Below are 12,509 nucleotides of genomic sequence, written 5' to 3'. Positions count from 1 at the left end.
GTGAGGCCCTGGTGTGGCGGTCAGTGGATCGGGTTGGTTCCCGCGGCGCGGGGTACTGGGCAGGCGCACGTTTCGTCGGAAAGGGTGGTGGCCATGCCTCAGGACAGCACGCGCGAGACCGGAGCGAGGTTGGGTGACGCCGCGGCGCGTCTGACAGAGGACACCACCGAGTTGGTCCGTCAGCAGATCGGGGACATGCGCCAGGAGCTGCTGGCCACCGTGCGCCGCACCGGCACGGGGCTCATATGGCTGGGCGGCGCCGCCGTGTGCGGTGTGTTCACCGTGTCGGCGGTGTACTCATGGGTGCTGCGCGAGCTGGAGAAGACCATGCCGCCCGCCCGCGCCGCGGCCACGCTGGGCGTGATCTGCGCGGGCGGGGCGGCGGGCCTCGGGCTGCTGGGTGCCCGTCAGCTCCGCGACGTGGCCGTCACGTCGCAGGAGGCGGCGCGGCACGCGCGCGCCGACGGGACGGACGAGGCCGGCGAGGGTGAGGGAACCGGCACGACACCGGCCCAGTAGGGCCGCGGTGGCAGGAGACGCCCCACTGGCAGGAGACCGGCGCCGGGCACGGCCCCGGCGGCGCGCGAGCAGGCGGAACATGACGCACGATCACCAGGACGGTGCTCGTGACCGGTTGGTCAGGAGGGCGAAGGCGCAGTGTCGCAATCGGGTGACAATCAGGGGCAGGACCGTTGGGAGGAGCCGGGGGAGCGGCTCGTAAGGGCTCTCGACCGGCGGCTGCCCATGATGTCGGCGGCCAAGCAGTACCTGCGCAAGGCGTTCCCCGACCACTGGTCCTTCCTGCTCGGTGAGATCGCGTTGTACAGCCTGCTGATCCTGGTGATCACGGGCATCTTCCTGACCTTCTGGTTCCACCCGGACATGTCGGAGCGCCCCTACGACGGCTCGTACGTTCCCCTTCAGGGCGTACAGGTGTCCGAGGCGTACAGCTCGGTGCTGCACATCAGCTTCGACATCCGCGGCGGGCTCCTCATGCGCCAGGTGCACCACTGGGCGGCGCTGGTCTTCGTCGCCTCCATCGGCATCCACATGCTGCGGATCTTCTTCACCGGCGCGTTCCGCCGGCCCCGCGAGATCAACTGGATGATCGGCGTCACGCTGTTCCTGCTGGCACTGCTCGAAGGCTTCTGCGGGTACTCGCTCCCCGATGACCTGCTGTCAGGAACCGGCCTGCGCACGGCGGAAGGCATCGTCCTGTCGATCCCCGTGATCGGCACCTATCTGTCGTTCTTCATCTTCGGCGGCGAGTACCCGGGCCACGAGATCATCCCGCGTATGTACTCCTTCCACATCCTGCTGGTGCCCGGGGCGATCCTCGCCCTGGTCGGGGCCCACCTGGCCCTGGTGGTGTACCTGAAACACACTCAGTGGGCGCAACCGGGCAAGACCAACCGCAACGTCATCGGCAAGCCGGTGTTCCCCGCGTACGCGGCCAAGTCGATGGGGCTGTTCTTCACACTGTGCGGTGTGCTGGTGGCGATGTCCGCCCTCTTCCAGATCAACCCGGTCTGGGTGTACGGCCCCTACCGGCCCGACCAGGTGTCGACCGACGCCCAGCCCGACTGGTACATCGGCTTCCTGGAGGGTGCGCTGCGTCTCATGCCGCAGGCCGAGACGCGCGTGGCCGGGCACACCGTCGCCTGGGCCCCGTTCATCGCGGGCGCGGTGCTGCCCGCGGTGCTGGTCGTGATCCTCTACGTGTATCCGTGGTTCGAACGGTGGATCACCGGAGGCACCGAGGAACGTCACCTGCTCGACCGGCCACGCAATCAGCCCACGAGAACAGCCCTGGGCGCGGCCGCCGTCTTCGCATACGGCGTCCTGGTGATGGCAGGCGGGCAGGACGTCCTGTCCTACGTCTTCAGGTGGCCCGTCGAATGGCTCACGTACTTCTTCCGCAGTGCCTTCATCATCGGGACGGTCCTCGTGTACCTGATCACCAAGCGGGCCTGTCTCGGCCTTCAGGCAGCCGACAGGCACCGGATCAGGCGCGGGGACGCGGGCGGGGAGATCCGCAGGAGTGCCGACGGCTACGAACGGGCCCGGGTCGTGCTGCCCGGTCAGGAGCGCTACCGGCTGCTCGCGCGATTCGCCCCCGATCCGCTGAAGCACGGCACCGAGCCGTCCCGCCTGCTGCACAGGCACCGCGTGCGCAACACGCTGAGCGCTTGGTACTTCCGCGACCGCGTGGACCTGCCGGCCACCCCGGCCCAGCGACGCACCGTCAGCACGGTTCTGACGGCGCCCGACGAGGAGGAGCCCGGCGAGTAGGAGGAGGAGCCCGGCGAGTAGGGCGAGCAGCGAGCGGCGAGGGCTTCGGCCCTCGCCGCTCGTGCGTGCCGACGGTCGTGCCGCCGCTCGTGCCGACGGATCTACCAGGGGAGCAAGCGCCGCCGTACGGGGGGCACTTCGGTCTCCACGGTGGCGTCGACGAGGAACTGCAGCACCACGGGCTCGGTGCGGCCGAGGACCTCGTCCCACGCCGCAGGCACCTGCTTCGGCTCGGTGCACAGGATGCCGTCGAGCCCGGCGAGCCTGGCCTGCGCCGCGCAGGGCAGATCCGGGACGGTGCGGAACGCCGGCGTGGTGCCGATCGGGTCCGCCTGGCCGATGCCGCTGTTGGTGAAGACGCAGAACACCAGCGGCGCCGTGCCCGACGTCCGGTCCGCCTCCCGCAGCACGGCGGCCACCTCGGCGATGCCGTGCGTCTGGAACCCGGCGTCCCCGGCCAGCGCGATCACCGGACGATCCGGGTCGGCCAGCCGGGCGGCGAGCGCGAACGGCACGGCGGCGCCCGGCGCCTCCCACATGGTGGACGAGAGTCCCCGCATGCCGTCGCGCAGCACCACATGGTGCGCCGACCAGGTGGTGCACGATCCGCGGTCCGCGGTGACGACGGCGCGCTCGGGCAGCCGGGCCGACAGCTCGTTGACCACGGCGCGCGGGTTGACCGACCGGCCGAAGTGGCGACGTGCCAGGGCCGTCGCCTGCCCGCGCCACTGGGTGACGTCCTTGTTCACCCGTTCGCGCCAGCGCAGGTCGGGGGAGCCCGGGGCGCCCTTCAGCAGGGGCAGCAGGGCGGTCAGCGTCGGGGCGGGGTCGCCCGGCAGCGGCTCGGCACCGGCAGCGGCGGTCCCGCCCGGCGGCACCACCTGCACGAGCCGGACGTCCTCCGGGAGCGGCAGTGCCCGGCCCGCCGGGGGCGCGTCGCCGACGAGCAGGACGGTGTCGCAGTCCCGCAGCAGCGCCGCGGCCGCGCCGCCCGTGAAGCCGTCGGCCGGGCCGGTGACATGGACGAGGTCGTCGGGGAACACGTCGCGCGCCGCGAGCGTCTTCACGACGCCCGCGCCGAGCGCCGGCGTGACGTCCGCGATGGCCTCGCGCGCCTCGCCGGCCGCGCCGCCCACGACTACGAGGACCCGCTTGCCCGCGACGAGGACATCGACGGCCCGTCGCAGGGCCCGCTCGTCCGGGACGCGAAGCGGCGGCGTCCAGCCGGCGCGCCCGGGCACGGCCTCCGGTTCGGCGGGCTCGTCGGCGTCCGCCGTGAGGAGCGCGGGCGGCAGCACGACGAGGGCGACGCCCCGCAGTTCGAGCGCCGCACGGAACGCACGGTCGACGACGTCGGCGGCGTCCGCGGGCTTGCCGAGCACCTCCTGGTGCACGGCCACGGGCGCGAGCAGGTCCGCCGCGTCGAGGCCGCCAGGGCCCGCGTCGGCGCACAGCAGTGCCACGACGGGCACGCGTTCGGCGCGCGCGTCGAGCAGCCCGCCGGCCAGCTCGACCGCGTCGGCGGCCGAACCCGCGACGCAGCATCCGGCCCCGCCGGTCAGCCGGGCGTGCCCGCTCGCCATGAGCGCCGCCGCCGCGCCGTGGCGCGCCGTCACGAAGCGCGGGCCCTCTCCTTCGGCGAGCGCGCGCAGCAGTGGCTCGGCGCCCCCGCTGGACGCGCCGTGGACAAAGGACGTGTCCCAGGCGCGCAACCGGTCTCGTACATGGTCGGCGACGTGCGGCACGGGCTCCTCCTCGGCGGCGGTGATTGCTGTTCACCCGGGCCCTTGACCTGGGAAGTCTTCCTGGACGGCGGTGCGGCCGCAGCCGCGTTCCGGGAGCGTCACGAGTACCCGGCGCGGCGCCGCTCATGCCCGGGACGGCGGTGACTGCGGCGGCCCGGCGGCCGGCGCTCCCACGCCGGCCCGACGCGGTGCCGCCGCCTGCTCGGCGCGCTCCTCCGCCACGATCCACCGCCACGTCAGTACGAGCGCGGCGAACCCGATGGGCAGCATCGTGACCATCATGGCGATGCCTCCCGCGGTGTGCCCGCGGGAGATCATGAAGACCGCCGGCAGGTCGAGCACGGGTGCGGCGAGGAACAGGTAGAGGCAGCGGCCCGCGCCCGACAGGGGCCGGCGGGTGCCGAGGACGGGCAGCCAGAACAGGAACGCTCCGCACACCAGCGCCGACTCCAGCACCCAGCGCTCAGCCTGGTCGACCGGCGCGAACTCGGGCAGCAGCGTGACCACGCCGTGCAGCACCAGGAACAGGGGGAGCGCCACGGCGGCCGGCAGCGTCACCCACGACCACGCCCTGGCGCTGCGCGTCATCAGGAGCGCGCCGGGCACCAGCAGCGCCACCATGCCGCCGGACAGCGCCATCGCCACCATTTCGCCGTGCATGTGCGCCATCGCCGCGTCGGTCATGGCGCCTCACACGTCCTTCCCGGCCAGGCCGGGCATGGCGGCCATCCCCAGCGCGATGGCGAGCAGCGGCAGGGAGACGATCAGGAGCCAGAAGCCGTAGGCGAAGGACAGCCCGGCGAGCAGCACCGCGATGGCGGCGGGCAGCGCGGGTGCGCCCGTCCGTGCGGTGACCCGGTAGTTGGCGTGCTGGTCGGAGCCGCGCCACGACGACAGCCACACCGTGAACGCGACCAGTTCGAGCAGGGCGACCACGCCGCCCCACAGCCAGTACACCATCGAGGCCTCGCCGTAGATGGCGAGCACCGACAGGGACAGGCCGTTGAGCAGTCCCCAGAACGCCACCACTCCGTATGCCAGGTGCTTGTTCACAGCCCGCTCCGTTCCGCGGGCCCGGCGGGCTCCCCTGGCTGCGCCGTCTTCCCGGGGTTCGCTCCTTCGGCTTCCTTCTGCGCCATGGGCAGGTCGAGGAGGGGCGCGTTGCTGGTGATCGGCGGGAGCGGACGGTCGGGCGTGAAGTTCTCGGGGGGCGGCGGCGAGCTGGTGGCCCACTCCAGGGTGTGTGCGTTCCACGGGTTGTCTGGCATGGGGGCGAGACCTCCGCGCCGCCGCCGCAGCAGGGACCGCAGGATGTTGACGGCGAAGACGATCATGCCGGCGGCGAGGACGGCCGCACCGCAACTCGCGAGCAGGTTGAGCAGGCCGAAGCCGTCGACGGACGAGTACGTGTTGACGCGCCGCGGCATGCCCTTGTAGCCCAGGCCGAACATCGGCAGGAACGTCAGGTTGGCCCCCACGACGAGCAGCCAGAAGTGGATCTTGCCGAGGCGCTCGTCCAGCATCACGCCGGTGACCTTCGGGAACCAGTAGTACACGGCGGCGAAGAGCCCGAACGCGCTGCCGGCGAACAGGGTGTAGTGGAAGTGGGCCACGATGAAGTAGCTGTCGGTGACGTGGTAGTCGATGACGGGCGTGCCGGTCATGATGCCCGTGAGCCCGCCGATGAGGAACTGCGGGATGAACGCGAGCGCGAACAGCATCGGCGTGCGGAAGACGATGCGCCCGCCCACGAGCGTGCCCAGCATCCCGAAGTACTCGGCGCCGGCCGGGACCGTCAGCAGGATGGACGTCAGCGAGTAGTAGTCGTTCGACGCCTGCCCGGTCGTGAACATGTGGTGGCCCCACACGCTCATCGACAGGGCCGCGAAGACGAGCAGGGACAGCACCGTCGCCTTGTAGCCGAAGAAGCGCCGCCCGCAGAAGACCGCGAGCACCTCGGCGACCGCGGCCAGGTAGGGGAAGAACATCACGTAGACGACGGGGTGGCCGTAGAACCAGAACAGGTGCTGGTAGCCGATGTTCCACACGTTCGAGTCGAAGATCGCCGGGTCGCCGCGTCCGAGTGCCAGCAGGACGAGCGCCGCGAGCAGCGACGGGAACGCGCCGAGGACCATCAGGCACGTGACGACCATGGACCACGAGAAGACCGGCAGTCGCAGCATCGTCATGCCGATGGCGCGCTTGCGCAGCACCGTCCACAGCACGGCCCAGGCCATCAGGAGGATGCCGATGGCGGACATCGCGACACCGATGACCCACAGGTCGGGGCCCGCGCCGGGGGAGTAGTCGCTGTCGGCCAGCGGGGGATAGGAGAACCAGCCGCTGCGCGCCGCGCCCGAGGGGATCGCGAACCCGCAGAGCATCGACAGGGCGCCCAGCACGTACAGCCAGTACCCGAGCAGCGTTGTGCGCGGCGTCGCGAGGGCGGGGGCGCCGACCTGCAGGGGGACCAGGTAGACGCCGAGTCCGATCGCGAAGGGCGTCATGACCAGGTAGATCATCCCGGAGCCGTGGATGGTGAAGACCTGGTTGTAGGTGTGGGCGTCGATCAGGTCCTCGCCCGGCTGGGCGAGTTGGCCGCGCATGATCAGGGCGAGGATGCCCATGAGGAACAGCAGCACCACGGACGTGGCGAGCGTGAGCAGGCCGATGCGCTTGTGGTCGGTGGTGGTCAGCCAGCCCAGCCACCCGTCGGGCTCGGCCGTGCGGGTGTCCGCCGGATCCGACGTGGCGGGTACCGTCATGCCTGCGCCCCGCCGGCGTGCGCGGCGTGCTGCTGCACCCAGTGCTTGTACTCGTCCGGCGGTACCGCCTTCAGCCAGAAGTGCATCTTGGAATGGCGCTCACCGCAGAACTCCGCGCACCGCCCCACCCACCGGCCGGCCTTGTCGATCTTGATGGTGAAGCTGTTCACGTGGTCGGGGAACGCGTCCATCTTGTAGCGCAGTGCGGGCACCCACATGGAGTGGATGACGTCCTTCGAGGTGAGGTGGATGCGGATCTCCCGGCCCGTGGGCACGACGAGCGTGGGCACCTTGCCGCCCTGGCAGTTGTCGGACACCTTCAGCGACCCGGGAGCCTGCGGATAGCCGAACTGCCAGCACCACTGGAAGGCCGTCACGTTCACCGTGACGGGCTTGGACGGTGCGCCGCTGCCCTGAGCGGACGACGAGGCGTGCCCGGCGGGCGCGGTCGAGGCGTTGGCGCCGGTCTCCCGGTGGTTCTGCCATGCGGTGTAGCTGACGAGGAACGCCGCGAACGCCGCGAGCACGACCGCGTACGAGATCTCCAGCTTGCGGTTGTCCTGCCGCTGCGAGGCGACGAGGCCGACCCGCGCCCGCCGCCGCACGAGGGACACCAGCAGGATGATCGCGATCACGACGAAGACGCCGCCGGCGATGGCCGACTCCAACCAGAAGACGGTCCCGAAAATGTGCCGCTGGTTCACGGGCGACTCCCTGCGTTGGGCCGGTCGGGCATGTGTAGGCGGCGAGAATGACGTCGGACGAGGGGTTACGGACCATCAGCCACTCCCGATCACGACGGCACCTTATGAGACCTAACGGACATTAGCGGCCCGCCCGGGGGTAGCCGCCTCGCCACACCAACCGCAGAGTGCCCACAAAACGACGATCCATCGCACCTTCTTCGAGCCGCTCGTGCCCCCGGAGTGGCGCCGATGGTGACGAAAGGTTACAAATTGGTGCTAATGGTCGCGATGAGCCCGCAGCGTGGACTGGAGGTACCGCCGGTGAGTGACACGACTCCGTCCCAGGCCGAGGGGGAGGACGACGGTGATGAGGACCGGCCCGAGGTGCCCCGTACCACGCCGTCGCAGGCGGATGGCGAGGACGACGAGGACGAGGACTGACGCACGCGCGGCGAGCCCCATGAGGGCCCGTCAGTGCTGAACCACGGCTGAGGCGACGGCGTTTGCCGCGCCGACCGCCGGGAACGCGGTGTTCGTGCTTCGGACGTGAGGCGCGTTCACGAGGGTGTGGCCGGGACGCGAAAGCGTGCGCGTGCGCCCCGCCGCCCGTCCCTCGCAGAAGATTCCGTACCGCGCGTGAGCTGGTGATCCGCATGCCCCCATCCCCGGTGACGACTCGTGTCCACGATGATTCTCCCGACACGACCGGGGCGTTCCTCCGTCTCCAGAACCTGCCCGAAGGCCATGAAAGAAACCGGCTGCTCCAGGAGATCGCCGCCGCCTGGCTGCCCATGGCGCACCGCATCGCCCGCGGCTACCGCGAACGCGGCGAATCCATCGAGGACTTGCAGCAGGTGGCGGCACTCGGCCTGACGAAGGCCATCAAGCGCTACGACCCGCGGCTCGGCAAGGTGTTCGAGACGTACGCGGTGCCCACCATCAAGGGCGAACTGCGGCGGCACTTCCGCGACTACATGTGGTCGGTGCACGTGCCCCGGCGTGTGCAGGAGCTGCGCAACCAGGTACGGCGGGTCCGGCAGGAGCTCGCCCAGGAGCCGAGGGGCCACGAGCCGACCCGCTCCGAGATCGCGAGCCGCGCCGGGCTGAGCGAGCAGGAGGTGAACGAGGCGTTCGGGGCGCGGGACAGCTTCTCCACGCTCTCGCTCGACGCGCCCGCCTCCTCCACCGAGGGCGCGGGAGCCTCCCTGCAGGAGCTGCTCGGGGCGCAGGACCCCGCCTTCGACCTGGTGCTCGAACGCGAGTCCGTACGGCCGTACCTCAGCCGGCTGTCCCTTCGCGAGCGCAGGATGCTCTACCTGCGCTTCTTCCGCGGCATGACGCAGGGCATGATCGCCGACGAGCTCGGCGTCTCCCAGATGCACGTGTCGCGGCTCCTCGGCCGGACGTGCGCCCGGCTGCGCAGGGAAGTGCTCGGCAGCGCCCTCGCGTGAGGCCGCCGCGCCGGTGGGTTTGGGCGCGGCCGGCGACGGGCAATCGGGGTGCAGCTTGGGACCACAGGCACGCCACGAGCGGTTTCCTCCTCCTCATCATCTCAGCCGGATCGACGGCGTCGCGTGTCAGGAGCCACCATGATCATTCCCTCTCGCCAGGACCTGCGCGAGCTGCTCGCCCGGTACGCGGACGCCAGGATCGTCCACGAGCAGCGCCCCGGCCGTGAGACCGCGCGCCTGCTGGCGGACGTGTCCTACACCCTGTGCGTCATGACCTCGTCCCGGACGATCGCCGAGGCGGTCGCCGCGGCGGACGCCATGCTCGCCGAGCGGCCGGGTGTGGACGCGGTCTCCTGACGGCGCTTCCGGCCGCTGGTCCCGGCTCTGCCTCACGCGGCGGGCAGGGCCGGCCACGTAGTGTGCGCGACAGGTGACGGAAAGTGTCAGGAGCGGGCGATGCCGTCGGACGGCGACGAACAGCACGCGCGGCAGGACGACCAGCGGGCGGCGGCTCCCGAGGGAGCGCCCGGGGCCGCCCCTGTGGCGGGTGTGACACGTGTCGTGCTGCGGCCCATCGCCAGCAGCCTTCCCGTCGGCTTCTTCGCGTTCCTCGCCTTCGTCGTGCCCCTTGAGCTGATCGCCGGCGTCTTCGCCTACCTGGCACGCGACGCCGGGGCGGCCACCGCGCTGACCACCCTGGGCGCGGCATGGGCGGGCACCGCCGTGGTCTCGCTGATGCAGCCGCCCGGCACGCGCAGTACCGCGCTCGTGGTGTTCCTGCTCGTCGTGGCGGCTTTCGTGCTGGTGCTGAGCGCGGCCGCCCTGCCGGGCAAGAGCCTCCTCGGGGTCCTGCTCGTGCTGGCCGCCGCGCGCTACGTCCTGGTCGCCGTGTACGACATCACCGGCAGCGCCACCGTGCGGTCCGCCTCCGGATGGCTCGGCGTCGCGCTCGGCGCGTTCGCGCTTTACGGCGGCATCGCCCTGCTCCTCGAAGAGATGACGCAGCGCACGGTGCTGCCGCTCGGCAGGCACGGCCGCTCCCGCACGTCACTGGAGGGCGGTCTAGAGGACCAGACCGCCACCACGCACCAGGAAGCCGGCGTACGCCGCCAGCTGTGACCGCCGCCCGAGCGCACCGCTCATGAGGGCCGGGACCGCGGTGCGCCTGCTGGAGGAGCGGGTCAAGCGTGCCCTCGGCGGCGGGGCGCGCGCACAGCGCGTACTCGTCCTCGGCGCCGTGCTGGGGCTCGACGGCGCGGACAAGGGTACGGTCTCCGCGATGGCGGGCCCCCTCAAGCACGCGTTCTCCATCGGCAACACCGAGATCGGGCTGCTGGCCACGGTCGTGGCCGTGGTCGGCGGGGTCTTCACCATCCCTGTGGGCGCGCTCACCGACCGGGTGCGCAGGACCCGCCTCCTGGCGTTCTCCACCGTGCTGTGGGTCGCGGCCACGGCGATGTCCGGCTTCGCGCCCTCGTACCTGTGGCTGCTCGTCTCCCGGGCCGCGCTCGGGGCGGTCACCGCCACATCGGGGCCCACCGTCGCCTCGCTGACCGGCGACTACTTTCCCGTACGTGAGCGGGCGCGGACCTACGGGAGCATCCTCGCCGGGGAACTGGCGGGCACGGCCCTCGGGTTCGCGGTCTCCGGAACCGTGGGCTCGGCGCTGGGCTGGCGCTTCGCCTTCTGGTGGCTCGTCATCCCCGGTGTCCTCCTCGTGTGGGCGGTGTGGCGGCTGCCCGAGCCGGTGCGCGGCAGCCAGGGCCGCACGGAGGACGAACGGCGGTCCGAGAGCGAGGGCGCGCCACCGCGCGAGGACCGCGACCCGGCCAAGAAGGCCGTCGCGGCGAGTGGCGTCACGGCGGACGAGGACCTCGTCCTGCGCGAGGACCCGCGCGGGCTGTCGCTGTGGCGGGCGGTCGGGCGCGTCCTGCGGGTGCGCACCAACCTCGTGCTGATCGTGGCCTCCGCGCTCGGATACTTCTTCTTCTCGGGGCTGCGGTCCTTCGCCACCCTGTTCACGACCCACCAGTACGGCGTCAGCAACTCGGTCGCGAGCCTGCTCGTGCTGGTCGTCGGGGCCGGCGCACTGGTCGGAGTGCTGGCCGGCGGCCGGGTCGCGGACCGGCTGCTCGGCCGGCGGCGGCCCAACGCCCGGGTCCTCGTGCCCACCGTCTGCCTGCTCGCCGTCCCCGTCTTCGCGGCGCCCGCGATCCACACCACCACGCTGCTGGTCGCACTGCCCCTGCTGATCTCCGCCCTGATCCTCCTCGGCGCGGTCAACCCGCCGCTGGACGCCGCCAGGCTCGACATCATCCACCCCTACTTGTGGGGCAGGGCCGAAGGCGTCAGGACCGTGCTGCGCACGCTCGCCGAAGGACCCGCGCCCACCCTGTTCGGCTTCGTCTCCTCCGGGGTCTTCGGCGGCCCGCACGGCCTGGAGTACACGCTGCTGGTCTTCCTCCTGCCGCTGTTCGCGGCGGGCCTGCTCGGACTCGTGGCGCTGCGCACCTACCCGAAGGACGTCGCCACCGCCGAGGCGTCGGCCCGCGCGATCCGGGCGGAAGGCGCCTGACCGCGTGCGGTTCGACTTCGCACCGCCTTCGTACCGGGTGGGCCTCAGCCGTCCTGGCCGCGCGGCAGCAGCGATCCGAGCGGCCCCAGATCCAGGTTGAGGTCGTCCATCGTCAGCCCGTACCGGTCGCACAGCTCCCTCATGCGGTCCTCAAGGATCATCAGCGTCATGCCGATCCGCTCCTCCTGGGACTCGTCCAGATCGCCCTGGTCCACGCGGTGCAGGGCCGTGCGCTCCATCAGCTGGCGCAGCAGCTCGACGATCGTGAGCACCAGCTTGATCAGGTCACGCTCCACCGTCTCGGGGTCCGTGTGCAGCCGCTGCGCGATGTCCTTGCCGCGCGTGCCCGGCTGCCCGCCGTCCGCCGTGTCACCGGGCGGGGCGGGGACGAGATCGAACGCGCGGGCCGCCGCCCGTGCGACCTCCGCGAAGCCGTCGTCGGCGCCGGGCTCGCCGCCCGGCGCGGAGCCGTCGTCTGCCGTCGTCATGTCTCACGCACCCAGGGAGCGGGGTCGTCGGCGGTGATCGAGCGGATCACCGCGCGCAGGTTGATGTGGACGAGATCGACGTCCGCGATCGACAGCACCAGGTCGCCCGTGAGGACGGCGCCACCCGAGAGCAGCCGGTCCAGCAGGTCGATCAGCGCGATCTCGCGGCCCGCCAGTGACTCCTCCTCGAAGCCGTCGAGCCGCGCGCCGGGGGCCGCGGGGACACCGGGCAGGAAGTCGTCCGTCATGGGGCCGGCGCCTCCTCGGTGCTCTGCGTGCTCGGGCGGGCCGTGAACGAGTACGGCGCCCATGGCCCCGTCACCTCGACGCGCACGCCTTGCACCCCGTCGGCCAGGGACGCGACGGCGGCGCGGAACGCGTCCAGATCGCCCCGGGCCACGAGATACGCCTCGTTGGCGATGTTCTCCCCGCCGCGGCCGGCGCGCTCGCCGTCGCCGCCCGCGCGCGCGGCGAGTTCGCCCTGCTGCGGACGGTGGGCGGCGCGCG

Annotated in this window: 14 protein-coding genes; 6 read left to right on the top strand and 8 right to left on the bottom strand. The window is 71.8% G+C overall.

Annotated elements, in window-relative coordinates; all coding sequences use genetic code 11:
- Positions 1–93: 93 nt before the first annotated feature.
- Complete coding sequence (locus JFN87_RS04905; protein WP_209338628.1) at positions 94–519, top strand: phage holin family protein; 426 nt, start codon at positions 94–96, stop codon at positions 517–519.
- Positions 520–657: 138 nt separating this feature from the next.
- On the top strand, positions 658–2,292 hold the full coding sequence (gene qcrB, locus JFN87_RS04900) for a cytochrome bc1 complex cytochrome b subunit (protein ID WP_372449179.1): 1,635 nt from the start codon (positions 658–660) through the stop codon (positions 2,290–2,292).
- 101 nt (positions 2,293–2,393) lie between these two features.
- On the opposite strand, the gene JFN87_RS34270 is transcribed toward qcrB, so the two are convergent.
- The 5 genes from JFN87_RS34270 to JFN87_RS04875 form a co-directional block, all read right to left on the bottom strand.
- Complete coding sequence (locus JFN87_RS34270) at positions 2,394–4,037, bottom strand: thiamine pyrophosphate-binding protein (protein ID WP_209338627.1); 1,644 nt, start codon at positions 4,035–4,037, stop codon at positions 2,394–2,396.
- A 123-nt stretch (positions 4,038–4,160) separates the two neighbouring features.
- On the bottom strand, positions 4,161–4,721 hold the full coding sequence (locus JFN87_RS04890) for a hypothetical protein (RefSeq protein ID WP_209338626.1): 561 nt from the start codon (positions 4,719–4,721) through the stop codon (positions 4,161–4,163).
- Positions 4,722–4,727: 6 nt separating this feature from the next.
- Complete coding sequence (locus JFN87_RS04885; protein ID WP_209338625.1) at positions 4,728–5,090, bottom strand: hypothetical protein; 363 nt, start codon at positions 5,088–5,090, stop codon at positions 4,728–4,730.
- Positions 5,087–6,802, bottom strand: a complete 1,716-nt coding sequence (locus tag JFN87_RS04880) for a cytochrome c oxidase subunit I (RefSeq protein WP_209338624.1) — start codon at positions 6,800–6,802, stop codon at positions 5,087–5,089. Before JFN87_RS04880 ends, JFN87_RS04885 begins: the two co-directional genes overlap by 4 nt.
- A complete protein-coding gene (locus JFN87_RS04875) occupies positions 6,799–7,506 on the bottom strand; it encodes a cytochrome c oxidase subunit II (RefSeq protein ID WP_209338623.1) in 708 nt (235 codons plus the stop codon). The genes JFN87_RS04880 and JFN87_RS04875 overlap by 4 nt, the downstream gene beginning before the upstream one ends.
- 635 nt (positions 7,507–8,141) lie before the next feature.
- Between JFN87_RS04875 and JFN87_RS04870 the strand changes: the two genes are divergently transcribed.
- The 4 genes from JFN87_RS04870 (at position 8,142) to JFN87_RS04855 (ending at position 11,514) form a co-directional block, all read left to right on the top strand.
- Positions 8,142–8,939 carry a SigB/SigF/SigG family RNA polymerase sigma factor gene (locus tag JFN87_RS04870; RefSeq protein ID WP_209338622.1) on the top strand — a complete coding sequence of 266 codons (798 nt, stop codon included), beginning with the start codon at positions 8,142–8,144 and terminating at the stop codon, positions 8,937–8,939.
- A 138-nt stretch (positions 8,940–9,077) separates the two neighbouring features.
- Complete coding sequence (locus JFN87_RS04865; protein ID WP_209338621.1) at positions 9,078–9,296, top strand: DUF5133 domain-containing protein; 219 nt, start codon at positions 9,078–9,080, stop codon at positions 9,294–9,296.
- Positions 9,297–9,395: 99 nt separating this feature from the next.
- On the top strand, positions 9,396–10,058 hold the full coding sequence (locus tag JFN87_RS04860; RefSeq protein WP_209338620.1) for an acetate uptake transporter family protein: 663 nt from the start codon (positions 9,396–9,398) through the stop codon (positions 10,056–10,058).
- Positions 10,059–10,080: 22 nt separating this feature from the next.
- Positions 10,081–11,514 (top strand): MFS transporter, encoded by a 1,434-nt coding sequence (locus JFN87_RS04855; RefSeq protein WP_209338619.1) that lies wholly within the window; start codon positions 10,081–10,083, stop codon positions 11,512–11,514.
- Positions 11,515–11,558: 44 nt separating this feature from the next.
- Here JFN87_RS04855 and JFN87_RS04850 read toward each other — a convergent pair whose 3' ends face one another.
- From JFN87_RS04850 to JFN87_RS04840, 3 genes are all read right to left on the bottom strand, one after another.
- Positions 11,559–12,002 carry a gas vesicle protein K gene (locus tag JFN87_RS04850; RefSeq protein ID WP_209338618.1) on the bottom strand — a complete coding sequence of 148 codons (444 nt, stop codon included), beginning with the start codon at positions 12,000–12,002 and terminating at the stop codon, positions 11,559–11,561.
- On the bottom strand, positions 11,999–12,250 hold the full coding sequence (locus JFN87_RS04845) for a gas vesicle protein (RefSeq protein WP_209338617.1): 252 nt from the start codon (positions 12,248–12,250) through the stop codon (positions 11,999–12,001). Before JFN87_RS04845 ends, JFN87_RS04850 begins: the two co-directional genes overlap by 4 nt.
- On the bottom strand, positions 12,247–12,509 hold a 263-nt coding region (locus tag JFN87_RS04840; RefSeq protein WP_209338616.1), incomplete at its 5' end, for a GvpL/GvpF family gas vesicle protein. The genes JFN87_RS04840 and JFN87_RS04845, both read right to left, overlap by 4 nt.

This window comes from Streptomyces montanisoli (genome assembly GCF_017813245.1).
GTDB lineage: Bacteria > Actinomycetota > Actinomycetes > Streptomycetales > Streptomycetaceae > Streptomyces > Streptomyces montanisoli.
This window is presented reverse-complemented; position numbering and strand designations above follow the sequence as displayed.

Bases quoted from the DNA above. Each gene is read 5' to 3' on its own strand.
- JFN87_RS04905 (WP_209338628.1), top strand. From the start codon at position 94: ATGCCTCAGGACAGCACGCGCGAGACCGGAGCGAGGTTGGGTGACGCC.
- JFN87_RS04890 (WP_209338626.1), bottom strand. From the start codon at position 4,721: ATGACCGACGCGGCGATGGCGCACATGCACGGCGAAATGGTGGCGATG.
- JFN87_RS04880 (WP_209338624.1), bottom strand. From the start codon at position 6,802: ATGACGGTACCCGCCACGTCGGATCCGGCGGACACCCGCACGGCCGAG.
- JFN87_RS04870 (WP_209338622.1), top strand. From the start codon at position 8,142: ATGCCCCCATCCCCGGTGACGACTCGTGTCCACGATGATTCTCCCGAC.
- JFN87_RS04865 (WP_209338621.1), top strand. From the start codon at position 9,078: ATGATCATTCCCTCTCGCCAGGACCTGCGCGAGCTGCTCGCCCGGTAC.
- JFN87_RS04860 (WP_209338620.1), top strand. From the start codon at position 9,396: ATGCCGTCGGACGGCGACGAACAGCACGCGCGGCAGGACGACCAGCGG.
- JFN87_RS04855 (WP_209338619.1), top strand. From the start codon at position 10,081: ATGAGGGCCGGGACCGCGGTGCGCCTGCTGGAGGAGCGGGTCAAGCGT.
- JFN87_RS04850 (WP_209338618.1), bottom strand. From the start codon at position 12,002: ATGACGACGGCAGACGACGGCTCCGCGCCGGGCGGCGAGCCCGGCGCC.
- JFN87_RS04845 (WP_209338617.1), bottom strand. From the start codon at position 12,250: ATGACGGACGACTTCCTGCCCGGTGTCCCCGCGGCCCCCGGCGCGCGG.